Source organism: Paraburkholderia sp. AV2, assembly GCF_054968425.1.
In genome coordinates this window covers 1-23221 of record NZ_JBANLK010000044.1, presented here as the reverse complement: position 1 = coordinate 23221, position 23221 = coordinate 1, and the positions used below count along the sequence as shown (strand labels likewise).

The window sequence follows — 23221 nt, the reverse complement described above, 5'->3', positions numbered from 1 at the left end:
GCTGCCACGACGGGCCGCTCAGGGAATCAGCCGTTCGCGACGGCCGTCGGCGTGTTCGACGCCGTGCCGTTCGACCGGTCCGGCGCCGCATGGACGACCTCGCCGCGAAAGCACGTCTCCACAATCCGCATCTGCGTCAACTGCTCGACAGGGTACAGCAGCGGATTGCGGTCGAGTCTCGTGAAGCTCGCATCCTTGCCCGGTTCGAGCGATCCGGTGCAGTCCTCGAAACGCAGGGCATAGGCCGCGTTGATCGTATAGGCTTCGAGCATCGTGAGGAGGTCGAGACGTTCGTCGGGGTTCCGCCGGGTTCGTCTACGAGCACGCGCGTCACACCGGTCTGGATGATCGGCAGCGGGCGGCATGGCGCTCGTCTATCTGAAGAAAGATCCCAACACGAACAATCCTGCGGACTACCAGGCAGCCTACGAACTGCTGAAGAGCATCCGTCCGTACATCACGCAGTTCAACAGCGCGAGCTATATCAACGACCTCGCGGGCGGCGACATCTGCCTTGCGCCTGGCTGGTCGGGCGACGTGAACTCGGCGCGAATCGCCGCGGAAGCGGCGAAGAAACCCTACCACATCAAGTACGTGATTCCCGACGAAGGCACGGCGATGTGGTTCGACATGATGGCGATTCCCAAAGATGCGCCGCATCCCGGGAACGCGATGAAGTTCATCAACTTCGTGATCTCGAATCAGGAAGCCGCCAATCTGACGAACACTACCTCGTATCCGACTGCGGTACCGGCCGCGAAGGCACTCGTGCGCCCGGACGTGCTGGCCGACCCGGCAGTGTTCCCGCCGCCCGAAGAATACCGCAAGATGTTCGTGAGCAAGCCGATGACGGCGGAACTCACGCGGCTGCAGAACCGCCTGTGGGCGAAGTTGAAGACGGATTGAGGAGAAAAGAACGAATACGCCCCCCCGTTCGTCGGCAATCAGCCGGTTCGCGCGCGTTTGCGCGGCTTCACCAGCCTTTCCACTGCCCCCCCGGTGACATCCTTGAATAGCGCGACGCTACCATAAGCCCTTGCAGCCAGCATGGCACCATAAACCAGCGACACGAGCGTCGCGGCCTCGGTGTAAACCGACGAATCCAGCTTGACGAGATCGCTCTTCACACCCGATTCAAGCACCTGTTCGAGCCACGCAGTCAGGCTATCGAAGAACGCTTTCACCCCTTGCGCCACGTCCTCCGGCAATGAAGGCAGTTCGGCGCCAAGCATGCCCGCCACGCAGAACGGAGCCGAATCGTCAGCAATGCAGCGTTCCCAATGGCCGACGTAAGCCCGCAGTTGGGCAATAGCGTCGGCGCCGCTGGCCTGAAGTGCCTCCACGTCGGCCTCAAATGCTTCCTGCCACTCGTTCAGCACCGCGATCACGAGATCGGTTTTAGCGGGAAAGTGGTGGTGAATGCTCGCCTTGCGAATGTCGATCGCCTCTGCGACATCGGCATAACTGAACCCGTTATAGCCGCGACGCATGATGAGTTGCCGTCCAGCCGCAATGATCCTGTTTGCCGTAAGGTCTCCCGTTGCCGTCATTTAGCCTACCATCTAGTCGGTTGATTAATCGACAGTGTACGCGGAGCGGAGATCGATTTCCAGCTCCGAAATTTTTCTTGCGCATCAGCCATCCTACTAGTAGGATGTTTTCATCGAACAGGGACTGTCCTGCCGATGTCTCCCTTACCTCATCCCCAGGAGCATGAAAATGAAGCTTTCCTCATACGTAACCCGCATCGCCGCCGCCGTTGCCCTTTCCGCCGCCGCCCTCGGCTCGCAAGCCGCCACGGCCGCGCCCATCAGGAACGTCGTCCTCGTCCACGGATATTTCGCCGACGGCTCGGGCTGGCAGGCCGTCTCGAAGATCCTCACGCGCGACGGGTACAAGGTCTCCGTGGTACAGGAGCCGGAAACCTCGTTCGACGACGACGTGAAGGCAACCACCCGCGTGATCGATGCGCAGGACGGCCCGAGCATCCTCGTCGGCCACAGCTACGGCGGCGCGGTCGTGACCGAGGCCGGCAACGACGACAAGGTCGCGGGTCTCGTCTACGTGGCCGCGTTCCAGCCCGACACGGGCGAAACCCCGCTCGAACTGGCCAAAAAGATGCCGCCCGCCACCAAGGCCATCAAGGCGACTGCCGACGGCCATCTGTACATCGATCCGGCCGATTTCCACCAGGATTTCGCCGCCGACCTGCCCGCCGCCGAAGCGAGCTTCATGGCCATCTCGCAGGTGACCCCGGCCGCGCAATCGTTCGGCGTTCCGATCACGCACGCCGCATGGAGAACGAAGCCTAGCTGGGCTGTGGTGGCAACCGCAGACCGCGCGATCAACCCCGATCTGGAGCGTTTCATGACCCAGCGAGCAGGCAGCAAGACGGTCGAGATCAACTCCAGCCACGTGGCCTACATGTCGCATCCGGCCGAAGTCGCGAAGCTGATCGAGCAAGCCGCAGCGCAGGCCGGCAAGGAATGAGAAAGCGCGAGTGTCCGCTGCGAATAGCTTTCTTTGCTGAACTGTTAGGATGATTTCGAACGGGTGGTCCCGTCCCGTTCCGTCACGATGTTGGTCTTCCCATCGCTTTGTTTCGTTCGCAGTACCGTTCGCTTTCGGCGACTGCTCGCCGAAGCGGTAACTTCTGTCACCCGGGCGCCGGATCCTGCTGACCGGCGATCGCCCGGATAACGTCAAAGGAGCATGACCATGCCGTACGTTATGACGAAGGACAATGTCGAAATCTTCTACAAGGACTGGGGTCCGAAGGACGCCCAGCCCATCGTCTTCCATCACGGTTGGCCACTATCTTCCGACGATTGGGACGCACAGTTGCTCTTTTTCGTCCAGAAAGGCTATCGCGTCATCGCGCATGACCGGCGCGGTCATGGCCGGTCCTCGCAGGTCCCGGATGGACATGACATGGACCACTACGCTGCCGACGCCTTTGCCGTCGTGGAAGCGCTCAATCTGCATAACGCGGTGCATATCGGCCACTCAACGGGCGGCGGCGAGGTGGCTCGTTATGTGGCGAGACACGGGCAGCCCAGCGGACGCGTCGCCAAGGCCGTGCTCGTGAGCGCCGTGCCTCCGCTCATGCTCAAGACCGGGGCCAATCCGGAAGGTCTCCCGATCGAGGTCTTCGACGGTTTCCGCAAGGCGCTTGCCGACAATCGCGCCCAGTTCTTCGTTGATGTCCCCGCCGGCCCTTTCTACGGCTTCAACCGTCCCGGCGCGGCGGTCCATCAAGGCGTGATCCAGAACTGGTGGCGGCAAGGCATGATGGGGAGTGCGAAGGCGCACTATGAGGGCATCAAGGCCTTCTCGGAAACGGATCAGACGGAAGATCTCCAGACCATCACGGTCCCGACGCTGGTCCTGCATGGAGAAGACGATCAGATCGTACCGATCGCCGACGCGGCGCTGAAGTCGATCAAGCTGTTGAAAAACGGAACGCTGAAGACGTACCCCGGTTTTTCGCACGGCATGCTGACGGTTAATGCAGCAGTCCTGAATGCCGATCTGCTCGCATTCGTGCAGGCATAACGGCAACGACATGAGCCCGCGTGAGCGGGCTCATGGGTGCGGCAACTGTTGCGGCCGGCCCGCTTGCATCCCCCATCGACTCAGAACGAATAGATAACTGCGTACCCAGCAGGTCGTTCGCCTTCGCGTACGAGCCGTCGCTGCGCAGAAAGGTGATCTGATAAGGTTGGTGACCGAAGCAACGGGGGACACCATGCTGCTTAACGTCGACCCTTTCAATCAAAACAGCCGGCACCTGAACGTGCCGATCAAGGCGCTGGGCGAGGTCATCGAATCGGTCGGCCTGCCTCATTTCGTGCGCCGGCATACGCAGCACGACGGGCACGCATCTCGTGGTCCGCGACATGAGCAAGCTGCCCGCCGGCGAGTTTCGCGAGCTGATCTTCGAGCCCAGCCATATCGCCCAGGAGTGCGTGCTCACGAAAAGCACGCGCCACACGCAGTACTCGCTCGCGATCGTGCGCCGCGATGACCAGCCGCAGTTTTCGCTGGCCGAGCTCAATCACTTCCGGCATCTCGGCGATTTTCTGTTTCCGCTGCTGGAACTGCATGTGTCCACGGCGGCCGTCAAGCGGACCGCCAACGCGATGAGCGAAACCGATTCGCTCGTGCTGTTCGACGCGCGCCTTGCGAGCGAAGACATCCGGCTCTCGAAACGGGAATACGAAAGCTGCCGCCACCTGATCGCGGGACGCACCGCGCCCGAAACGGCGAAGATCCTGGGCGTGCGGCAAACCTCGGCCGAGTCGTACGTGCAGCGCGCGTTCGCCAAGCTCGGCGTGCGAACCAAGCGCGATCTGGTTCTGTGGGCCCGCGGCCAGTGCGCGCCGCAAGTCGCCGAAACCAGAGCCGCAACGCCTTCGTGACGTCAGGCCCGGTTGCCGTGAAACCGGCACACCTTACACAACACTTTCATGAAATATTGGTTAAATGAAAGTTACCCAAACTTCCATTCACGCTCCCCAGGATCCATCCAGGCCGGGTTGCGCAAACATATTGAAAACAAGCTGAAAGCCCGCCCCTCGGGCGCTTCGTCGGGGTTGGCCGGTTCCGATATCGGGAGTCAACCGCATGTTGCAACGGGGCGACACCGTTGCAAATTCATTATTGAAATTTAATGAATGGAAATATCATCCCGACCGTTCAGTCGCTGGAATTAACCAGCGGCCTGATTGAACTGTAATAGCGGCGCCCGCTGTGCGCGCCGCCGGTCAAACAATGTCGGGGACTCTCATGAAAAAGACTACTGCAGCGCTCGGCGCCGCTCTGCTGGCCCTCTCGGCCCAGTCGGCTTTCGCGCAAAGCTCGGTTACGCTTTACGGCCTGGTCGATACGGCCATCCGTTACCAGACGAACGCCAACCCGCAGAATGACGGCCTCACTTCGATGGTCCAGGGCGTGGAAACGCCGAGCCGCTTCGGCTTGAAGGGGTCCGAGGATCTGGGCGACGGCACGCAGGCGATCTTCAAGTTGGAGAACCAGTTCAACCTCTTCAACGGCGCACTGCCCCCCGGTGCCCCGCTCTTCTCGCGTAACGCTTACGTAGGTCTGTCGAACAATGTCTACGGTACGGTGACCTTCGGTTACCAGCAGACGCCGTTCTTCGAGGCGATGGGCAACACGTTCGACCCGCTCACCGTTGCCGACTACTGGCAGGACAGTTGGGCGTACAACCCGATCGGCCCGTACCTGTTCCAGAGCAACTCGGTCAAGTACAAGAACACGATCGGCGGCCTGCAGATCGAAGCCATGTATGGCTTTGGCGGCGTAGCGGGCAGCGTCGGCACGAACGAGATGTACGCGTTCACGGCAGAGTACGACGTCGGCGCGCTGCAGACGCTCGTGGGCTTCCAGCAGAACGACGTGAACGGCAAGAAGTTCAACGCCCTGAACGTGGGCGCCGTCTACGCGGTGCTCCCGTCGATGAAGCTGCTGGCAGGCTGGCTGCACTATCAGGATCAGACCGGCGGCACCGACATCTACGAGCAGCAGAGCGGCCTCGCCACCTCGCAGGTTCTCTCGTCGACGTCGAGCCTCCTCAGCCCGAACCGTATCGACGACAACTTCTACGTCGGCACGCAATGGCAGGTCACGGCGCCGCTGGCGCTCACGGCCGCCGGCTACTACGGCCACGCCCGCAACGCGGTCATGCCCGGCGACACGACGCTCGGCGTAGGTATCAACTACTCGGCCACGCTGCTCGCCGAGTACTCGCTCTCCAAGCGCACCGAAGTCTACGGCACCGTCGACTTCACGCACGGCACGGGCGCCTACACGATCGACTACCCGGGTCGCAACAACCAGACCGCCGTCGCAATCGGTCTGCGCAACATCTTCTGATGACGCGGTGCGGCCAGGCGCCGGATCTGTCGCACCAGACACGAGCCGCACACGCTTTTCACGTGTGCGGTTTTTTTCGTCCGCGGCAAAGCCGCGGATCCGCTCACGCCGATGCGAACGCGATATCCGAAGGACTGCCAACCGCCACGTAGTTGCCGGTGAAGTGCAGTTTGCCGCTCGCCTTGTCGGCCGCGAAGATCGCAATGTGGTCGCTGCGCTGGTTCAGCGAATAAAGGAAACGCCCTGACGGGTCGAAGCGGATCACGCGCGGATAGTCGCCGCCCGTAGGGATCTCGCCGATCCAGTGCACGTGCCCGTCCGCGCCGATGCCGAACTGCGCGATCGTGTCGTGCAGCCGGTTGGCGACATAGATGAAGCGGGCGTCGTGCGAGAGCACGATTTCCGATGCGAAACTCGTACCCTCGTAGCCCGCCGGCAGCGTCGACACCGACTGAAGCTGCGTGAGCGTGCCGTGCGCCGCATCGTAGCCGTAGCAGACGAGCGTAGACGCCTCTTCCGTGACTTCGTACATGAAGCGCCCGTTCGGATGAAACGCGACGTGCCGCGGCCCCGCGCCGGCCGACGCCGCGACGAACGGCGGATCGTTCGGCGTGAGCGCACCGCTCGCCTCGTCGAACTTCCAGACATAGGTACGATCGACGCCAAGGTCGGTCGAGATCGCGAAACGGCCATCCGGCGAGGACACGATGGTGTGCGCATGCGGGCCATCGTGATCGCTGATCGCAAAGCTGCCCGGCACGCCTTCGGCCGCATGCTCCGCGCCCGCCGGCGCCTGCGGGGCCTGTATGGAAACCGCGTCGCCCAGCGCGCCGTCACCGCCCAACGGGAGCACGGCCACGCTGCCGCTCACGTAGTTCGCCACCAGCAGGAAGCGGCCGTTGGGATGCAGGCTCAGATAGACCGGCCCGGCACCCTGCGAGTTGACGGTGCTGATCAGGCGCAGCTCGCCCGTGCCCGGTTCGATAGCATATGAGCTGACCGAGCCGTTCGTCGTGCCGTTGTAGTTCTTCACCTCGCTCACGCTGAAGAGAAAGCGTTGTTGCGGGTCGATGGCGAGCGCACTCGGGTTCTCGATACCCTGCACGGCCGGCAGCGCTTCGAGCTTGCCCGTCGCGCGGTCCACGCGAAAGCGATGGATGCCGAGCCCATGTGGCGTGTACGTGCCCACATAGGCGAAGAGCGCGTTGCCGTCCTGCGCCGCCTGCGTGGGCGCGGCGGACTGACTGGCCGCGCGTGCCGGCTGCGTACCCGCAAAGGTGCCCATGGCCGACGCTGCCGCCATGGCGCTCACGCCTTTGAGCCACACGCGCCGCGCCGCCGAACCGGGAAAGCCCGGGACTTCGAGATGCCCAATTTTGTTCATCGTTTGCCGTCTCCTGAACAGAAAGCGCCATCGTACACGGGCAGGAGACCTGGCGGCTCACCCGCGCCCCACCGCGCCTCACCGCGACGCGTCGCGCCGCTCGTCCGTGGCGGATCGGGTCGACGCCGCAGGCACTGCGGGCGCCCCGCGCGGCTTCGCGGATTCGCGCAGATGGAACACGGGCAAACGCCAGCCGTAATGCAGCGAGGCGAGGCGTAGCAGCACGCATGCGATGGTGGCCACCCACGGCGTCCAGAACGACGACCAGCCAAGGTACGTGAGCCCTACCTGCAACGACGCGCCGAGCAGCGCGGCCGACGCATAGATTTCGCGTTCGAGAATCGCAGGCACGCGCGAAAGCAGAATATCGCGCAGCACGCCGCCGCCCACCGCGCTCACCATGCCGAGCGCAATGGCGGTTTCCGCGCTGTCGGTCCAGATCCACGTTTTCTGCGCGCCGGCCACCGCGAAAAGACCGAGCCCGATCGCATCGAAGAACAGCACCGGGTGGCGCAAGCGCCGCACTTGCGGATAGGCCGCGATGGTCAGCACCGCCGCCAGCAGCGTTACGCCGAGATAAGCCCAGTTCGAGAGCCCCGCGGGCGGAATCGCTCCAATGCAGACGTCGCGCAGGATACCGCCGCCGCAGGCCACCATGAAGGTCACGACGATGATGCCGAACAGGTCGAGGCGGCGCTGCCGCGCGGCCACGGCGCCCGAGATGGCGAAGGCGAACGTGCCGATCAGATCGAGCGCCGTGTATGCCGTGTGAGCGTTCATATGCGCGCTCACGTGCGCGCTCACGTGCGCGCTCAGGTCTGCGTTCACGCGGCGGCCTCGCCGGCATGACCCCGCTCTTTGCAGATCGCTTCGGGCTCGGGCAAAAGTGCGTCGATGGCGGGCGCGGCGGTTTCCGGCAGCCGGGTTTCGATTTGAGAGGACATGGGAGACTCCTTTCGATGCCCGCTCAAATGCAGGCATACATGCTGACGTAATGACGATTCGGGCGTGCGCATACCGGGCTGGAACGGGGGAACCCGGCTACGCCTGCGCCTTGCCGCCGAGCAGGCTGCCCGACAGCTTTTCGAGCAAACGGTCGAGCGTCCTGCGTTCCGTCACGGTGAGCGCCACGGCCAGTTCGGCTTCGAGCTCGGCCCCGGCCTGCGCCGAGTCTCGCGCTATTCTGGCACCCTTGGGCGTCGCACGAATCGCGACGCGGCGGCGGTCCTCGTGATGCGTGTCGCGGCCAATCAATCCACGCGCCTCCAGCTCGGCAAGCGTTTTCGACAGCAGCGTCTTTTCGATCAGCGCCTGTTGCGAGACGGCCTTGGGCGAGATGCCGGGTTCGCCGCAAACGATGCGCAGCACGCGCAGCGCGCGCACGTCGAGGTCCCAGCGCTCGCGGTAAACGGCGTTAGCGCGCTCGCACAGGAGCGCGCTCGTGAGGTCGAGCCGGAAGGTGAGGAAATCGGCGTACGAGGCGGTGGACAAGCGCAAGCTCCCGTTGCGCGGCGGGCTGAACCGGCGATGCTGGGCACTATAGTCAAAGTAGTTGAAAATTTCAACTACCTGGGTCGGCGCAATCCGGTCCGGCTGCCTGCCCGCCGGGCTCCGCGGAGGCCATGTAGGCCATCCCCTCTTCGTCGTAGAGTTCGTAGATGAGGTGGAGCATGCGCGTGACGTCCTCGGACTCGTCGAGCAGCCGCATGCTCATGATGATCAGCGAAACGAGCCTGGGATCGTCCAGTTCCTTGTAGAAGATGTCGTCGCGCTTGAGGCCGTGCACGCTGCTCGGCACGATCGAAATGCCTTCGCCCGCCGCGACGAGTCCGAGCGCGATCTGCAGTTCGCGCGTTTCGTAGATGCGATGTGGCTTGAGCGAGCGGTCGTGAAAGGCGGCCAGCACCTGGTCCGCGTAGCTCGGGCGCGGCGCCTTCGGGAAGATGATGAGCGTTTCGCCGAGGAGGTCGGTAAGCGAGAGCACCGGTTTGGCTTCGATGAGCGGATGCCCCAGCGGCAGCGCCACGATCATGCGCTCCTCGCGCAGCACGACGCGACGGATGCTGGGGTCTTCCAGCCGGAGTCGCCCGAAGCCCACGTCGATGCGGCCTTCCTTGAGCGCCTTGATCTGCTCCATCGTGGTCATTTCGTGCAAGCTCATCTCGACGGCGCGGTTCTCCTGACGAAAGCGGCGGATGATCTTCGGCAGCATGCCGTAGAGCGTCGAGCCGACATAGCCGATAGAAAGATTGCGCTCAATCTGGCCCACGCGCCGCGTCATCGATTCGAGCTCGGCGCTCTGCGCGAGCAACTGGATGGCGTGCGAATAGAAGAAGCGGCCCGTATCGGTAAGCTTGAGCGGTCGCGAATTGCGCTCGAAGAGCTGCACCCCGAGCACCTCTTCGAGCTGCTGGATCTGGCGCGAGAGCGGCGGCTGGGCAATATGCAGGCGCTGGGCGGCACGCGTGAAGTTGCGCTCTTCGGCTACCGCCACGAAGTAGCGCAGGTGTCGCAGTTCGATGTTCATGACGGTGAGATTTCGTCCTGCTTCTCGTCCTGGTATCAGGTCCGGTTCGGAAAAATAGTTTAACTCATTGCTTTATCGACCGAACCTCTCGCCACGCCTGCGGGACCGTGTGGACTCATGCGGACTCGCGCCGCAAATCGCCCTTGAGATCGAAGAGGTCTCGTTCGTGGAGCGCCAAAGCGTCCTCCAGGCGCCCTGCCTGATCGACTAGCTGCCTCGTCGAAACGCGGCATTGTTCGGCGGCCTCATCGCCAAGGCGCTGCAGGCTATGGCGAATCGCCACCTCCATCGCCCCATACAGACGCTCGTAGGCGACACCCACGATCTGACGCAGGTTGCCAGCCTCTCCCGGAGAGTCGATTACGATATCCTCGAACTCCGCGCCATCGGCCAGTTCGATCTGTGCAAGCGAGGCTGTGGGCGCAATCGCGTGATCAGTCAGTTGTTTGTTCGCTTCGCGCGAAAACGTCTGGAGGATCGCTTGCGACAAGCTGTTACGGATCGCGCCCACATCGCGCGTGACCGAATGCTTTTCCAGCAACCCGGGCAGCGCCGGCATCACGCCGCGCCACACGGCGGCGGCAATCGGCTCCCGTTGTCGCTCGATCCATTCGAGTGCGTCCCGCAATGCTACCTTCAAGTCCGCCAGCAAAGGCAGCACCTCATGGTGCAACCTACCCAGCACCTGCTCTTCCAGATGGTGCAGCACGACTTCGGCCACCTTGCGCCGCTTGTAGACCAGCGTGGGCTCGGCGATGGCGAGCAGCGCGGCATAGAGCCTCTCGAACCCAGCCTCGTTCATCGCCGCCGGCGTTTGCCCCTGCTGGCGTGCCATGAGCGCGGAAATCGAAACCGGCGCGCCCAGCAGCGCGGCATCCACGCCCATTGCCAGCAGTTTCTGTTCCGCCCGGGTCTTGATGTCCGCTTCCTGTTCGGCCCGATTCTGCGCGGTCTTGTTGCGCAAGTCTTTACGTATCTCGCCGTCCACCTCGTCTTCCTCGTACAGGTCGCTGCGAGTCACGACCGGCAGCAGCGGCTTGTTCCGATGCAGTTCGCGGCCCAGTTCGTCCAGTTCCTGGACCTGCCCGGGCGAGGTGGAACTGGTCAGCCAGAGCACGCCGTCCGCACTTTCGGTAAAGCGCTGCGTCAGCGCCGCGTTTTCCGGCGTCACCGAATGCAGACCCGGCGTGTCCAGCAGCACGAGCTTTTCGCCCAGACGCACGCCTTGCAGCCGCGCTGTGGTTTCGGTCGCGCCTTTCCTGAAGCGTTTGGGCGTCTCCACGATACGCCCGGCTTCGACGTGGAAATACTCGACAGTCCTGCCGTGCGCCGCGAAACGATCGGCAAGCAAATTGCAGAACGAGCTCTTGCCGGCATTGAATTTGCCGAACACCAGCAGCAAGACTTTGTCGTCGAAGGTATCGGCGAGCGCGTGCACCGCTTCCATGCTGGCCCGTTGTCGCGACCACACCTGCATGGCGTTCCGCACCACGGCGTTGATGGCCCCGGCTTGACGCGCCAGCACGCCCTGCTCCTTGAAACCCGAGCACGTCAGCAGACTGCCATGAAGATCCGCATTCAGCCGCGCGAGCCAATCGTTCAGCGATTGCAGGATTCCTTCGACATCCTTTGCAATGAACTCGAACGAATCGATCTCGTCGATCAAGCGCTGTTCGTGGCTCACGTCGGTTTTCATGCAACCGCCTCCAGCGTTGCCAATGCGGCCAAAGCCTTGTCCAGGGCGGCAATGATCGACTCGATATCCACGATCCGTGTGGCCAGGGTCTGTCTGTCCGCCGACACTTCGAAATACTGGGTGAACTCGCGCTGCATGCGTTGCCGCCCCGATGCTTCGCAGAACATCCTGCGCAAGTCCTTGCGGAACTTCACGGACACGCCCATGACGGCAACCATCACCGAGTTCAGGCTGCGCGCCGCCGTTTGCTGCGCCTGCGGCAGGCCGACGACCCCGTGCCCGGCCAGAAAGGCGTCGATCTCGATGCAGGCACGCGAGTAGACAATCTGGATCTGCGCGCGTTCGAGCTTACCCGCCGTGATCGCATAGGCGTCCCTTGCGGAATCCGGTACGGCGGCATGATCCGTGCCAAGCGCATCGAGCATTGCGCCAATGGTGCCGCCTACCTTTTCGACGACAGCATCGAGACCCTGATCGAAATCCTGCCGTTGCTCTCGCTGTGTCCGGCACAAAGCCTCAAGCGCAGCTTCCCGCCCGGCACGAAGCGCTTGCAGTTCTGCGCGAATCTCGCCGAACAGCAACGCGGTTTCATGCGCACGCGCGTTCGGCACGCTGGCAAGCGCCGCCGCCAGTGCCACGCGTAAATCCGGAATGCCGCTCTTTTCCAGCAGTAATTTCCTGTTGCCTTCCAGCCCCTTGCGATGGCGCGTAGAGGACACGACGTTCAGCGTCAAGCCCGGCACTTGTGCGCCAATGGCGTCGCCCACCTTGGCCAGTTCGACGTCGTCGGCCAACTGGTCGGCCTGCGAAAGCACGAACAAGGTTTGTCGCTGCGTCCGCGCGCTGTCCACGTGCAGCGCTTTCAGCAGCGACAGCTCCCGCGTGTCCAGTTCGCCCTCCTTCGCGGCATGCACGAAAAGGCGGATATCCGACTCCAGCCACGCCGCCTGCAAGGCGTGCCGATCGTCGCCGCTACCGACGTCCGCGTCCAGCCCCGGCGCATCCAGCCAGCGCACGCCCTGGTGCACGCTGCCGGCCAGTTGCATCGTCTCGCGCCTGTCGGCCACGGCGAACGTGTCACGCCCGATCAGTTCGTTGAGCAGACGGCTCTTGCCGTGATTGTATTTGCCGATCACGGTCACCGTAGGTTCGGCGCGACCGGCCAGGGTCTGCAGCCGCGCCAGATCACGGGCGCGGTTCGGCAACATGGAAACGACTTCACGTGCCGCTTCGCTACGCATTTCTTTAGACAAGTCTCGGCTCCTCAACACTCGATCGCGAATCAACCCGTGTCGCCGCCTGCCACCGGCAATACCGACCCGGTGATATAGCCGGCCTCGTCCGACGCGAGGAACAGGATGGGTGCGACCTGTTCGTCGATGCTGCCATAGCGCTTGAAAAAGGTCGATTCGGTGACCTGCTGCACCGCTTCGCCCATCCAGGCCTTCTCCTGCTCGCTGTCGCCGGCCGCATTGCGCGGCACGCGCCGCGGGGGGGCGCTGGTGCCGCCCGGCGCGGTGGCAACCACGCGAATATTGTGCTCCGCGTATTCCATCGCCAGCGACTGCGTGAGCGCATTGACGCCGCCCTTGGCCGCCGAGTACGGCACGCGACGAATGCCGCGCGTGGCGTTCGACGAAATATTGACGATGGTTCCGCCCCCGCGCGCCAGCAGATGCGGCAGCACGGCATGGCACGTGTAAAGCGTGGGCATCAGCGAACGGCGGATTTCGGCGTCGATCTGGGCCGGCTCGAACGCCGCAAAGGGACGCATGCGTATCGCCCCGCCCACGCCGTTGATCAGGATATCGATACCGCCGAATCGCTGCACGGCGAACGCCATCGCCGCTGCCGCGCCTTCGTAGGTTTCGAGGTCGGCAACGAAACTCGCCGCATTCGCCGCCGTATCCGCCGCCGTTTCCATGCTTCCCGCCTCGGCCGCCACTTCGGAGACGAAATCGGCGCGATCGACCAGCAGCACTCTGGCGCCTTCCGCCGCCGCGCGCAGCGCCACGCCGCGACCGATGCCCTGGGCCGCGCCGGTGACGACCATGACCTTGCCTGAGAATCGTTGCATGGTCATGCCGCCTTCGGTGCAACGTTGGGGGTGAACTTCTCGTAGTGGAAGCTGTTGGGCTTCACGCCTTCGTCGTCGAAATGCTTGCGCACGGCGTCGACCATGGGCGGCGGCCCGCACAGATAAACGTCGACGTCGCCGTCGTTCAGGGCATCGGCCGGAATGTGCTGCGTCACCCAGCCCTTGCGCGGATGGCTCGAAGCCGCGTCGGCCACCACGGTGGCGTAGCTGAAACCCGGCAGCTTCGCCATGTACGCCTCGATCGCCTCGACCTGCACGAGATCGAGGTCGCGCGTCACGCCGTAGATCAGATGCACCTTCTGCTGCGAGCCGTCGCGCGCCAGCACCTCGAGCATCGAAAGGAACGGGGCAAGCCCCGTGCCGCCCGCGAGAAACAGCAGCGGCCGCTGCACGTCGCGCAGATAGAAACTGCCGAGCGGCCCGGTCAGATCGAGCTTGTCGCCCGGCTGCGCCGATTCGAGCCAGCCGCTCATCACGCCACCAGGAATCTTCTTGATCAGAAAGCTGACCCGCGATTCGCCCGGCGCAGAAGAGAAGGAATACGAACGATGCTGGCCGCTGCCCGGTACGTCGATATTGACGTACTGACCCGGCAGAAAGACCGGCGCATTCGCCTTCACATCCAGTTCGAGCACGATGGCCGCGTCGTTGTGCGGCTCGACTTTCGCCACGCTCGCGCCGAACTTGCTCTGTCCGGTCTTGCACACGGCGGAAGCCGCCGGCACGGCAATCACGCAGTCGCTCTGCGGCACCATCTGGCACGTCAGCACGAGGCCGCTGTCCTTCTCGTCCTCGGTCAACGCGTCTTCGATATAGTCGTCGCCCAGGTCGTAACGCCCGCTTTCGGCGCGGCACTTGCAGGTGCCGCACACGCCGTCGGAGCAATCCATCGGCAAATTGATCCGGGCACGAAATGCGGCGTCGAGAACCTTCTCGCCTGCCTTGCATTCGATGAAACGCGTTACGCCGTCCTCGAAGTTCAGCGCAATCTTGTAACTGGACATGGAACCTCCTCCAACTCCCTTCAGGGATATAACGTTCGACGTCAAACGTGATAGACGTCGAGTACCTGCCGGATATAGTCGTTCTTCAGCACGATCTTCTTGCAGGCAATCAGCAAATCGTCGCCGGCCCGGCGCAACGTGACGAACATCGTTCCGAAGAAGTGATCGTTCGTCCGGTAGCGGTGGCTGAGCGTATGGAAGTTGTAGCGCACATCCACTTCGTCGCCGCGTTCGGCCAGCACTTCCACGTTCGTGACGTTGTGGCTCGTGCGCGGCTCGGGCGTCGACGCGCCGCTGCGCTCGGTCTTGATGCGAAAAACGCGATCTTCCAGCCCGCCCCGGTCGGGGTAGTACATCAGCGAGATCTGGCTCTCGTGATCGTCGGTCAACTGGTCGTCGTCGTCCCATGCCGGCATCCAGTACGTGACGTCCTGGGCGTAGCAGGCCAGCCATTCGTCCCACTGGCGATCGTCGAGCAGGCGCGCTTCGCGGTACAGCGCCGCGCAGATGGTTGGATAATCGAAGCTCATGCCACCACCTCCTCGCGGTCCTTCTTCAGCGCCTCGCGCATCGTGCGCACCCAGTATTCGTGCTGGCACACGAAGAGCCCTTCGTCCTCGCTGCGCTCGCCCGAAATGAGCGGCTTGAGGCCCATCTTCTGCGCGTTGGCGTCCGCGCCTTCCACCCACAACGGCGCGCCGCGCGACAGATCGTTCCACATCGCCGTGATGCCGGCATAACCGGACTGGCAGGCGCGGAACTCTTCCAGGTCGTCGGCAGTGCCCATGCCCGAAACGTTGAAGAAGTCCTCGTACTGGCGCACGCGAATCGCGCGATCGTCGGCACTCTCGCCCTTCGGGGCGAAGCAGAAGATGGTGACTTCGGTCTTGTCCACGCTGATCGGCCGCACCACGCGAATCTGCGTGCTGAACTGATCCATCAGGAACACGTTCGGATACACACAGAGGTTGCGCGTCTGGTTGACGATGAAATCCGCCTTCACTTCGCCCACGCGAGCCCGAATTTCGTCGCGCTGCCGATACACCGGACGCACCTCCGGATTCATCGTTTGCGTCCACAACAGAATGTGCCCGTGGTCGAAACCGTAGACGCCCGCCACCGACTTGCTCCAACTGTTCGCGTCCACGGCCTGCGTGCCGTCTTCCTTGCGCCGGCCCATCGTCGCGGCGTAATTCCAGTGCACGGTACTGACGTGGTAGCCGTCGCAGCCGTTCTCCATCTGCATCTTCCAGTTGCCGTCATACACGTACGAGGAGTTGCCGCGCAGCACTTCCAGCCCGTTCGGCGCCTGGTCGACGATCTGGTCGATGATCACCCGCGCTTCGCCCAGGTAGTCTTCCAGCGGCGCGGCGTCCGCATTGAGACAGCCGAACAGAAAGCCGCGATAGTTCTCGAAGCGGGCGACCTTTTTCAGGTCGTGCGAGCCATGCGTGTTGAACTGCACGGGATACTCGGTCGTATTCTCGTCCTTCACCTTGAGCAGCTTGCCGGTGTTGGAGAAGGTCCAGCCGTGGAACGGGCAGGTGAAGCTGCCCTTGTTGCCGTGCTTGCGCCGGCACAACATCGCCCCCTTGTGCGCGCAAGCATTGATGACCGCGTGCAGCTCGCCGTTCTTGTCGCGCGTGATGACCACCGGCTGGCGACCGATCCACGTGGTGTAGTAGTCGTTGTTGTTCGGAATCTGGCTTTCGTGCGCCAGGTACACCCAGTTGCTCTCGAAGATGTGTTTCATCTCCAGTTCGAACAAATCGGTGTTGGTGAAGATATCGCGACGGCAACGGAATACACCGGCCTCTTTGTCGTCCTGCACCGCCGTGGCGAGCAGATGATCGAGTTCGTTGGCTTGGTCGTGAATGACGGACATGGTTCCTCTCCCTATGCGCGCACCGGCCCCTGCAGGCATGGCCTGCATCGGTGTCGAACGGGTCTTGGGGGATTTGACAGGCGGCGGTGCGACCCCGCACCGCCGCCGTGTCGGACTGTTACGCCGTGGCTTCGGCGCGCAGGCGATGGACGATCTGGTTGTCCTTGCCCTGGACCAGCGGCGTCAGGGCGAAGTTGAATTCGATGTCCTTATAGATGTCGCCCTTGAGGCCCAGCGCCGCGCCACCCGTCTTCTCGGTAACGGGCGGAATCAGTTCCTCGCGGGTGGCGTAGGCGAAGTCGTCCCAAATCAGTGGATCGCCTTCGATGTTGAACTGCGTGGTCAGCTTGCGGTGATCGTCGCTCGTCACGAAGAAGTGCACGTGCGCCGGACGGTTGCCGTGGCGGGCGATCTCGTTCAGCAGCCGCTGGGTCGAGCCCTGCGGGGGGCAGCCGTAGCCCACCGGCATGAGCGTGCGGAACTCGTACTTGCCGTTCGCGTCGGTCTTGACTGCGCCGCGCAGGTTGAAATCGCTTTGCGCGCCGGTCGGGTCGAAGTGCGAATAAAAGCCCTTCGAATTGGCGTGCCAGCATTCCACCACGGCGCCGGCAACGGGCTTGCCGTCCGTGCCGGTGACCGTGCCGTGAATCACGAGCGGGCCGGCATCGGCGTCGGGATTAATGTCGATCTTCGCTACGCCGTCGCGCACCGTGGCACCGGCCACATAGAGCGGGCCTTCGATCGTGCGCGGCGTGCCGCCGTCGAGACCGGCCGCCTTGTCCGCGGCGTCCATGCGAATGTCGAGGTACTTTTCCAGACCGAGGCCGGCGGCGAGCAGCGCCGCTTCCCCGTCCTGGCCGAGCTTGTTCAGATAGTTCACACCGGCCCAGACTTCGTCGGGCGTGATGTCGAGGTCATCGATCGCCTTGAACAGATCGTTCAGCAGGCGATTGAGAATCTGCTTGAAGCGTGCGTTGCCATCCTTGCCGTCGACGTTGGTCGCGGCCTTCAGCAGGTCCTGCACTTCCTGGGTGTCGAATACTTTGGCGTTCATGATTACTGTCTCCACATAGTTCTCGGGGGAAAAACGACTCGGGACGCACTTGCTCCCGAAAGCACACGGCTCTCGGGTTCAAACGTCGTCGTCACGAATCGACGACGGATGACGACACAGCGGCGTCACCAAAATCTTCATGTACGGGAACAGCGGCAAACCCGTCAGGATGTCGTGCAGTTCGGCGTTGCTCTCCACGTCGAAAATGCTGTAGTTGGCGTACTCGCCCGCGAGGCGCCAGATATGGCGCCACTTGCCGCTCTTTTGCAGCGCCTGCGAATAGGCCTTCTCGCGCACCTTGATCTCGTCTGCGGCATCCGCGGAGAGGTCGTTCGGGAGATGCACATCCATTCGTACGTGGTAAAGCATCGTCAACTTCCTTTTTTTGTTGCCGGTATTACCGGGTAACCTTGATGAGCCCGTCGCGGGTGAAACGCTTGACCCGGGCTTCGTCCAGTTCGATGCCGAGACCCGGCCCGTTCGGCACGGTCAGTTCGAAGTCGCGGTAATCCAGCGGGCGGGTCAGGATCTGTTCGGTAATCAGTAGCGGTCCGAACAATTCGGTGCCCCACTGCAGGTTGGCGAAACTGGCGAACAGATGCGCCGAGGCAATCGTGCTGAACGCGCCTTCGAGCATCGTGCCGCCATAGAGTTCGATACCTGCCGCATCGGCAATCGCGGCCACGCGCTGCGCGGCAAAAAGCCCGCCGTTTTGTTCGATCTTGATCGCGAACACGTCGGCGCCGTGGTTCTTCGCAATCTCGAAGGCGCTTTCCGGGCCCTGCAGGATTTCGTCGGCCATCAGCGCGACCGGGAAGCGGCCTGTCAGTCGCGCCAGCGCCGCCGCGGAGGCCACCGGCTGTTCGACCAGTTCGCAGCCGGCCTCGGCCAGCGCCGGAATGGCCCATGCTGCCTGCGTCTCGCTCCAGGCCATGTTGACGTCCACGCGCACCGCGGCGCGCTCGCCAACCGCCTTCTTGATTTCGGCAACGTGGCGAATGTCGGTCTTGAGTTCCTTCGCGCCGATCTTCAGCTTGAAGACGTTGTGCCGCCGCGCTTCGAGCATCGCTTCGGCTTCGGCGATGTCTTGGGACGTGTCGCCCGAAGCCAGCGTCCAGGCCACCGGCAGACGCTCGCGGCGGCGCCCGCCCAGCAATTCGCTCACCGGCACGCCAAGGCGCTTGCCTTGCGCGTCGAGCAGCGCGGTTTCGAGCGCGCTCTTCGCGAAGTGGTTGACCTTTACGAGCTTGCCGAGGTGCGCCATCAACGCCTGGATACGGGTGGCGTCCTCGCCGATCATGGCCGGCGCGAAGTAGGCGTCGATCGCGAGCTTCATCGATTCGGGGCTTTCCGGACCGTAGGCGAGACCTGCGATCGTGGTGCCCTCGCCGATGCCGACGACGCCATCGCTGCAATACACCTTCACGAGCATCAGGGTTTGCCCATGCATCGTGGCGACCGAAAGCTTGTGGGGGCGGATCGTCGGCAGATCGACGAGACAGGTTTCGATACGTTCAATCGTCACTGAAGTCATGGCGGAAACTGCGTGTGTGAAGTTCATGGAGTGGTTTTATACGCGCCGGCCTTGACAGCGTCCAATACTTTTGCTAGCTGCTTTTAATACCTTAAAGGTATGCTATGACCGGCATGTATGAAGAAACCCCACGTCACCATACTTTTTCGGACTTGCACGCCGCCGTGAGATGGCCGAGCGCCCGCCTGCCGGAAAATCTGCACCAAACCCGAAAAAAGACCGAAAATACGCAGACAACCGCAATCAACAACCGCGAGACCGAGAAACATGAGCACTAGCAGTCGCCTGCAATTCGCCGTCGAACAGCATCCCAACCCCACGCCCGCCGACCAGATCGCCGCGCGCCTCGAAAGCCCGGTGTTCGGCCGGGTCTTCACCGACCACATGGTCACGATCCGCTGGAGCGAAGGGCAAGGCTGGCACGACGCCAAGGTCGAGGCGCGCCGCCCGTTCCAGATCGACCCGGCCTGCGCCGTGCTCCATTACGCCCAGGAAATCTTCGAAGGCATGAAGGCGTATCGCCGCGAAGACGGCTCGATCGCCCTGTTCCGCCCGCAGGAAAACGCGAAGCGCTTCCGCGCCTCGGCCGCCCGCATGTCGATGGCGGAACTGCCTGAGGAGCTTTTCATGCAGGCCATCGACGCGCTGGTCGGCATCGACCAGGCCTGGGTGCCCGGCGGCGACGGCAGCCTCTACATCCGCCCGTTCATGTTCGCGAACGAGAGCTTCCTCGGCGTGCGCGCCTCGTCGGAATACATCTTCTGCGTGATCGCGTGTCCGGTCGGCCCGTACTTCAAGTCGGGCAAGTCGGCAGTGACCGTGTGGGTGTCGGATCAGTACACGCGCGCGGCGCCCGGCGGCACGGGTGCGGCCAAGTGCGGCGGCAACTACGCGGCCAGCCTGATCGCGCAGACCGAGGCAACGGCCAAGGGCTGCGACCAGGTGGTCTTCCTCGACGCGGCCGAGCACCGCTGGATCGAAGAACTGGGCGGCATGAACGTGTTCTTCGCGATGGACGACGGCTCGCTCGTCACGCCGCCGCTCTCGGGCACGATTCTGCCGGGGATCACGCGCGCTTCGATCATCGAGCTGGCCCGCAAGGAAGGTATCGAGGTCAAGGAAGCGCCGGTCGCGTTCGATGCGTGGCGTGAAGGCGCTGCCAGCGGCCGGGTGAAGGAAAGCTTCGCGTGCGGCACGGCGGCCGTGGTCACGGCCATCGGCCAGGTGCGTCACGCGGGCGGCGAGTTCACCATTGGCGACGGCGGCGAAGGCGAAGTCACGCGCCGCATCCGCACGCTGTTGACCGGCATCCAGCGCGGCAAGGTCGCGGATCCGGCGAACTGGGTCTGGAAGGTGGAAGCGGGCAAGAAGGCATAAGCACTGCCTGGGTCGGGCAAGAACCTGGCAAGAACGATACGGGGCGCACTGCGGTGCGCCCCGTTTTTTTAGGCTCTTTGCGGATTTCTGAGGGGAACGATTGCGGACAGGTTGTAGTCGGCGCCAACAAGCGACATTCGACATAACCATCTGAATTGCTAACAATCCAGCCCATCAACAGGCGAAAAACCGACAGAACCTCAACCCGATAACCAATCGCCTGAGATGAAAATGAGCTTCAGGCGATCAGAGCCAATACAACCTGATGAGCGATAACCATATTTATTTCGTTGATCCCGCGATATCGCTTAATGCAGCGCCGGGAGAAGCACAACGAATGACGACCTGGTTGCAGGCTCGGGGGATTATCGGTCCTGCGACGCGCATCGGTGATCTGTACGTCCAGTGGATGCTGGCGCGGGGGCTCAAGGAAGATGGTGAACTAACCGAAATAAATGAGATCGGTTTTCCGCCCGGCACAAACTATTCGAGCGCATGTGACGCGGGTGCACATCTTCCACCAGCGATTCCGAACTGGTTGAAAATTAACTTGAGGGGAGTCGCGAAGTAACAGGAAATCGTACGCCGTGTGCTGACTTCTGAGTTTGGCCCAGAGCGGTCGTTGGAACAGTGCTCATAGATCGGCGACAATCGGACATTCTGGAAAGCCATGCTTTCAACTGCGCCGATGTCCTGTCCACTGAGTGCTCAATGTGCAGCCAGATTCGCGCCGCTCTTGTCCACGGTAACTATCTCGGGCTCGCCGTTCTGTTCACCTTCTCTTCAAACAGCGGGCTACTTCACCGCGCTAACGCGACAAAGCCTTCCAGACCTTCAAGGACGTAGGGCCGGAGACACATCGAATCAGTTCGCCACATCATGACCACAACAAGAAGCCTCGCGCTCATTCTGGCATGCGTATTTGCCTCTTCTCAGCCAGGCCACGCGCAATGTGTCGACCTGGTCGCCAGTCTTGACGACGGTCAGTTGATGCAGTCGCGGATTGCGCTGGTCGACCGTGCCACGCCTACCGAGCAGATCCGCATCCTCGCCTACATCTTCGAAATCGATCAGACCGGCGGCCTGCTGTTGCGTCATCTGGTCGAGGCCGCGCGCCGAGGCGTGCCGGTCAAGCTGCTGATCGACGGCATCGGCCCCGAGCCGCACTACCCGTTCGAGGACGAGCTCATCGTCGCCCTGCACGAGGTGGCTCCCGGCATCGAACTCCGAATCTTCCATCCACGATCCGATCTCGTCGAGATTTCGCATCGCATGCACGACAAGCTGTTCCTGGTTGGCGACACGGCCGTGATCGGCAGTACCTCGATCTGGGATGCGAGCTTCCGCAACTGGCTTAGCGAGCGCGATCTGATGGTGTCGGGCGACCCCGGCCAGGACGCTTCCTCCCTGCACGCCATGTACCAGCATTTCGCCCTGTTCTGGAATAGCCCGGAAGTGGTTCGTCCCGAGCCGGAAAAATTCCTCAAAGTCGAAAGTCCTTATCGCGACTCACAGGGTTATGCGACGCTGGACCCGGCGCGCATCCATTATTGGCGCGAATGGCTGCTGGCTCCGCTCGATGCTGAAGCCGAGGCGCCAGACCCGGCCGCTATCGATACACCCACTGCCTCCGATACGCCCAACGATCCCGACGCTCCGCCCGCTCCCGGGGCGGCTTTCGATCCCGCCTGGATGCCGATCGCCTGCGAGCGCCTGCACTATGTCCACGACTGGCCCGACAAGCGCTCGCCAGGCACGTTGCAGGACATGCTACAAGCGTTCGATACGGCACAGCACGAGATCCTGATCATCAACCCCTACGTGATCCTGGTGCCGGAATTGCGCGAGACGCTTGAGCGCAAGCAGCGCGAAGGTGTCCACGTGATCCTGGTGAGCGCTTCGCTGGCGAGCATCACGCAGGAATTCCCCGCAGTCGGGCGCGCCTATGCCGACGATCTGCCCGGCCTGGTGAATGCCGGGATCGAGGTGCGCGAATATTCCGACCGGGACAACCGCATGATGCACGCCAAGCTGGTCCTCATCGACGGCCATCGATATTATCTCGGCAGTTTCAATTTCGATTCGCTGTCGGCTCACTTGAATACCGAAAACGGCCTGTGGATAGATATCCCTGAAGACGGGCTCGATCCCTTGCAAGACAGCGTGGCGTACTTCCTGCGCAACTCGAGTTCGGTGAGCGACGCCAATGGCCGCCTTCTGGCGGATCCCGATGCACGCTGCCGGGCCGCCGGCTGCGGCGGTGCCTGGCGGTGGGTGACGATGCTGATCAGGAACTTCCTCTGAGCGCGGCGCGCCATGTCGCTAAACTACGTGGCCAGTTCGGGTCGCCGTCCGCACTGTGTCGCGCAGTAGTCGGCCACCAACAGCCACTCAAAAAAGCAGATTGGATGACCGTTCGAGAAGCGCTTTCGGCCGCTGATCACTTTCGGCATCGCGAAGGTCGTCTGGCCAGCCATCATTCTCCGGGGTTCGATTTAGCGCTTTGACGTCGCATCTTCTGCCTCAAACCATTCAGGCCAGGAGCTGCGGTGCCTGCTTTCTGCTTCGACGCAAGGAATCAACGTCTGCGCCAGCACAGGTAACTGATTGGCAGATTTGGCAATCCGGTATTTGACACTGTGCACGCACTCCCGGTCGTCAAATTCGCAACGATTGAGCCGGGTCCCGCCACAGGGGCCGTTCGCCAGGCCTTTAGAAACGGTTTCAAAAAGAGTTCGTAGGGGCTGTTAACCCGTAACGCAACCTG

General features: G+C 62.7%; 24 protein-coding genes. 8 read left to right on the top strand and 16 right to left on the bottom strand.

The genetic code is table 11. From position 1 onward, the window contains the following. Positions 1–26: 26 nt before the first annotated feature. Positions 27–272, bottom strand: a complete 246-nt coding sequence (locus V8683_RS24580) for an amidohydrolase family protein (RefSeq protein WP_411193160.1) — start codon at positions 270–272, stop codon at positions 27–29. A 91-nt stretch (positions 273–363) separates the two neighbouring features. Here V8683_RS24580 and V8683_RS24575 point away from each other — a divergent pair, with 91 nt between their 5' ends. Continuing rightward, positions 364–906, top strand: coding sequence for an extracellular solute-binding protein (locus V8683_RS24575; protein ID WP_411193161.1), 543 nt, complete (start codon positions 364–366; stop codon positions 904–906). Between the two features lie 38 nt (positions 907–944). Here the strand turns inward: V8683_RS24575 and V8683_RS24570 are convergent, their stop codons facing one another. Beyond that, entirely contained in the window at positions 945–1550 is a 606-nt protein-coding gene (locus V8683_RS24570; RefSeq protein WP_411193162.1) for a TetR/AcrR family transcriptional regulator, read from the bottom strand. Positions 1551–1719: 169 nt separating this feature from the next. On the opposite strand from V8683_RS24570, the gene V8683_RS24565 reads away from it, so the two are divergent. The 4 genes from V8683_RS24565 to V8683_RS24550 all read left to right on the top strand — a co-directional run bounded on the left by V8683_RS24565 (position 1720) and on the right by V8683_RS24550 (position 5895). Next, entirely contained in the window at positions 1720–2490 is a 771-nt protein-coding gene (locus V8683_RS24565; RefSeq protein ID WP_411193163.1) for an alpha/beta fold hydrolase, read from the top strand. A 228-nt stretch (positions 2491–2718) separates the two neighbouring features. Continuing rightward, positions 2719–3555: an alpha/beta fold hydrolase gene (locus V8683_RS24560; protein WP_411193164.1), complete on the top strand. Its 837-nt coding sequence runs from the start codon at positions 2719–2721 to the stop codon at positions 3553–3555. 344 nt (positions 3556–3899) lie between these two features. After that, positions 3900–4421, top strand: a complete 522-nt coding sequence (locus V8683_RS24555; RefSeq protein ID WP_411193165.1) for a response regulator transcription factor — start codon at positions 3900–3902, stop codon at positions 4419–4421. A gap of 367 nt (positions 4422–4788) precedes the next feature. Further along, complete coding sequence (locus V8683_RS24550; RefSeq protein WP_411193166.1) at positions 4789–5895, top strand: porin; 1107 nt, start codon at positions 4789–4791, stop codon at positions 5893–5895. Positions 5896–5998: 103 nt separating this feature from the next. Here V8683_RS24550 and V8683_RS24545 read toward each other — a convergent pair whose 3' ends face one another. From V8683_RS24545 to V8683_RS24485, 13 genes are all read right to left on the bottom strand, one after another. Beyond that, positions 5999–7279 (bottom strand): lactonase family protein, encoded by a 1281-nt coding sequence (locus V8683_RS24545; RefSeq protein ID WP_411193167.1) that lies wholly within the window; start codon positions 7277–7279, stop codon positions 5999–6001. Between the two features lie 78 nt (positions 7280–7357). After that, positions 7358–8059 carry a trimeric intracellular cation channel family protein gene (locus tag V8683_RS24540; protein ID WP_411193559.1) on the bottom strand — a complete coding sequence of 234 codons (702 nt, stop codon included), beginning with the start codon at positions 8057–8059 and terminating at the stop codon, positions 7358–7360. Positions 8060–8320: 261 nt separating this feature from the next. Further along, positions 8321–8770, bottom strand: a complete 450-nt coding sequence (locus V8683_RS24535) for a MarR family winged helix-turn-helix transcriptional regulator (protein ID WP_411193168.1) — start codon at positions 8768–8770, stop codon at positions 8321–8323. A gap of 70 nt (positions 8771–8840) precedes the next feature. Beyond that, positions 8841–9800, bottom strand: coding sequence for a LysR family transcriptional regulator (locus tag V8683_RS24530; RefSeq protein ID WP_411193561.1), 960 nt, complete (start codon positions 9798–9800; stop codon positions 8841–8843). Positions 9801–9921: 121 nt separating this feature from the next. Next, entirely contained in the window at positions 9922–11502 is a 1581-nt protein-coding gene (locus V8683_RS24525) for a dynamin family protein (RefSeq protein WP_411193169.1), read from the bottom strand. After that, positions 11499–12755 (bottom strand): GTPase, encoded by a 1257-nt coding sequence (locus V8683_RS24520; RefSeq protein ID WP_411193170.1) that lies wholly within the window; start codon positions 12753–12755, stop codon positions 11499–11501. The genes V8683_RS24525 and V8683_RS24520 overlap by 4 nt, the downstream gene beginning before the upstream one ends. A gap of 29 nt (positions 12756–12784) precedes the next feature. Beyond that, positions 12785–13585: a benzoate diol dehydrogenase BenD gene (benD, locus tag V8683_RS24515; RefSeq protein ID WP_411193171.1), complete on the bottom strand. Its 801-nt coding sequence runs from the start codon at positions 13583–13585 to the stop codon at positions 12785–12787. Continuing rightward, entirely contained in the window at positions 13582–14604 is a 1023-nt protein-coding gene (gene benC, locus V8683_RS24510; RefSeq protein ID WP_411193172.1) for a benzoate 1,2-dioxygenase electron transfer component BenC, read from the bottom strand. Before benC ends, benD begins: the two co-directional genes overlap by 4 nt. A 41-nt stretch (positions 14605–14645) precedes the next feature. Continuing rightward, positions 14646–15134 carry a benzoate 1,2-dioxygenase small subunit gene (gene benB, locus V8683_RS24505; protein WP_411193173.1) on the bottom strand — a complete coding sequence of 163 codons (489 nt, stop codon included), beginning with the start codon at positions 15132–15134 and terminating at the stop codon, positions 14646–14648. Beyond that, the gene (locus V8683_RS24500; RefSeq protein ID WP_411193174.1) at positions 15131–16489 is read right to left on the bottom strand and encodes a Rieske 2Fe-2S domain-containing protein; all 1359 of its coding nucleotides are present in this window, start codon (positions 16487–16489) and stop codon (positions 15131–15133) included. Before V8683_RS24500 ends, benB begins: the two co-directional genes overlap by 4 nt. A gap of 118 nt (positions 16490–16607) precedes the next feature. Next, a complete protein-coding gene (gene catA / locus V8683_RS24495) occupies positions 16608–17543 on the bottom strand; it encodes a catechol 1,2-dioxygenase (RefSeq protein ID WP_411193175.1) in 936 nt (311 codons plus the stop codon). A gap of 78 nt (positions 17544–17621) precedes the next feature. Further along, positions 17622–17912 carry a muconolactone Delta-isomerase gene (gene catC / locus V8683_RS24490; protein ID WP_411193176.1) on the bottom strand — a complete coding sequence of 97 codons (291 nt, stop codon included), beginning with the start codon at positions 17910–17912 and terminating at the stop codon, positions 17622–17624. Between the two features lie 28 nt (positions 17913–17940). Then, positions 17941–19077, bottom strand: coding sequence for a muconate/chloromuconate family cycloisomerase (locus V8683_RS24485; protein WP_411193177.1), 1137 nt, complete (start codon positions 19075–19077; stop codon positions 17941–17943). Between the two features lie 267 nt (positions 19078–19344). Between V8683_RS24485 and V8683_RS24480 the strand changes: the two genes are divergently transcribed. The 3 genes from V8683_RS24480 to V8683_RS24470 all read left to right on the top strand — a co-directional run bounded on the left by V8683_RS24480 (position 19345) and on the right by V8683_RS24470 (position 22758). Then, positions 19345–20454, top strand: a complete 1110-nt coding sequence (locus tag V8683_RS24480) for a branched-chain amino acid aminotransferase (RefSeq protein ID WP_411193178.1) — start codon at positions 19345–19347, stop codon at positions 20452–20454. A 265-nt stretch (positions 20455–20719) separates the two neighbouring features. Continuing rightward, positions 20720–21025 carry a hypothetical protein gene (locus V8683_RS24475; protein WP_411193179.1) on the top strand — a complete coding sequence of 102 codons (306 nt, stop codon included), beginning with the start codon at positions 20720–20722 and terminating at the stop codon, positions 21023–21025. A gap of 308 nt (positions 21026–21333) precedes the next feature. Next, entirely contained in the window at positions 21334–22758 is a 1425-nt protein-coding gene (locus tag V8683_RS24470; RefSeq protein WP_411193180.1) for a phospholipase D-like domain-containing protein, read from the top strand. A gap of 191 nt (positions 22759–22949) precedes the next feature. Here the strand turns inward: V8683_RS24470 and V8683_RS24465 are convergent, their stop codons facing one another. Beyond that, entirely contained in the window at positions 22950–23162 is a 213-nt protein-coding gene (locus tag V8683_RS24465) for a methylenetetrahydrofolate reductase C-terminal domain-containing protein (RefSeq protein WP_411193563.1), read from the bottom strand. Positions 23163–23221 lie beyond the last annotated feature (59 nt).

Excerpts from the sequence above, each read along its gene's own strand:
- V8683_RS24580 (WP_411193160.1), bottom strand. The coding sequence starts at position 272 with ATGCTCGAAGCCTATACGATCAACGCGGCCTATGCCCTGCGTTTCGAG.
- V8683_RS24570 (WP_411193162.1), bottom strand. The coding sequence starts at position 1,550 with ATGACGGCAACGGGAGACCTTACGGCAAACAGGATCATTGCGGCTGGA.
- V8683_RS24525 (WP_411193169.1), bottom strand. The coding sequence starts at position 11,502 with ATGAAAACCGACGTGAGCCACGAACAGCGCTTGATCGACGAGATCGAT.
- V8683_RS24555 (WP_411193165.1), top strand. The coding sequence starts at position 3,900 with ATGAGCAAGCTGCCCGCCGGCGAGTTTCGCGAGCTGATCTTCGAGCCC.
- V8683_RS24485 (WP_411193177.1), bottom strand. The coding sequence starts at position 19,077 with ATGACTTCAGTGACGATTGAACGTATCGAAACCTGTCTCGTCGATCTG.
- V8683_RS24480 (WP_411193178.1), top strand. The coding sequence starts at position 19,345 with ATGAGCACTAGCAGTCGCCTGCAATTCGCCGTCGAACAGCATCCCAAC.
- V8683_RS24470 (WP_411193180.1), top strand. The coding sequence starts at position 21,334 with ATGACCACAACAAGAAGCCTCGCGCTCATTCTGGCATGCGTATTTGCC.
- V8683_RS24500 (WP_411193174.1), bottom strand. The coding sequence starts at position 16,489 with ATGTCCGTCATTCACGACCAAGCCAACGAACTCGATCATCTGCTCGCC.
- benB (WP_411193173.1), bottom strand. The coding sequence starts at position 15,134 with ATGAGCTTCGATTATCCAACCATCTGCGCGGCGCTGTACCGCGAAGCG.
- V8683_RS24545 (WP_411193167.1), bottom strand. The coding sequence starts at position 7,279 with ATGAACAAAATTGGGCATCTCGAAGTCCCGGGCTTTCCCGGTTCGGCG.
- V8683_RS24475 (WP_411193179.1), top strand. The coding sequence starts at position 20,720 with ATGAGCGATAACCATATTTATTTCGTTGATCCCGCGATATCGCTTAAT.
- V8683_RS24565 (WP_411193163.1), top strand. The coding sequence starts at position 1,720 with ATGAAGCTTTCCTCATACGTAACCCGCATCGCCGCCGCCGTTGCCCTT.
- V8683_RS24550 (WP_411193166.1), top strand. The coding sequence starts at position 4,789 with ATGAAAAAGACTACTGCAGCGCTCGGCGCCGCTCTGCTGGCCCTCTCG.
- catA (WP_411193175.1), bottom strand. The coding sequence starts at position 17,543 with ATGAACGCCAAAGTATTCGACACCCAGGAAGTGCAGGACCTGCTGAAG.
- V8683_RS24560 (WP_411193164.1), top strand. The coding sequence starts at position 2,719 with ATGCCGTACGTTATGACGAAGGACAATGTCGAAATCTTCTACAAGGAC.
- V8683_RS24540 (WP_411193559.1), bottom strand. The coding sequence starts at position 8,059 with ATGAACGCTCACACGGCATACACGGCGCTCGATCTGATCGGCACGTTC.
- benC (WP_411193172.1), bottom strand. The coding sequence starts at position 14,604 with ATGTCCAGTTACAAGATTGCGCTGAACTTCGAGGACGGCGTAACGCGT.
- catC (WP_411193176.1), bottom strand. The coding sequence starts at position 17,912 with ATGCTTTACCACGTACGAATGGATGTGCATCTCCCGAACGACCTCTCC.
- V8683_RS24575 (WP_411193161.1), top strand. The coding sequence starts at position 364 with ATGGCGCTCGTCTATCTGAAGAAAGATCCCAACACGAACAATCCTGCG.
- benD (WP_411193171.1), bottom strand. The coding sequence starts at position 13,585 with ATGACCATGCAACGATTCTCAGGCAAGGTCATGGTCGTCACCGGCGCG.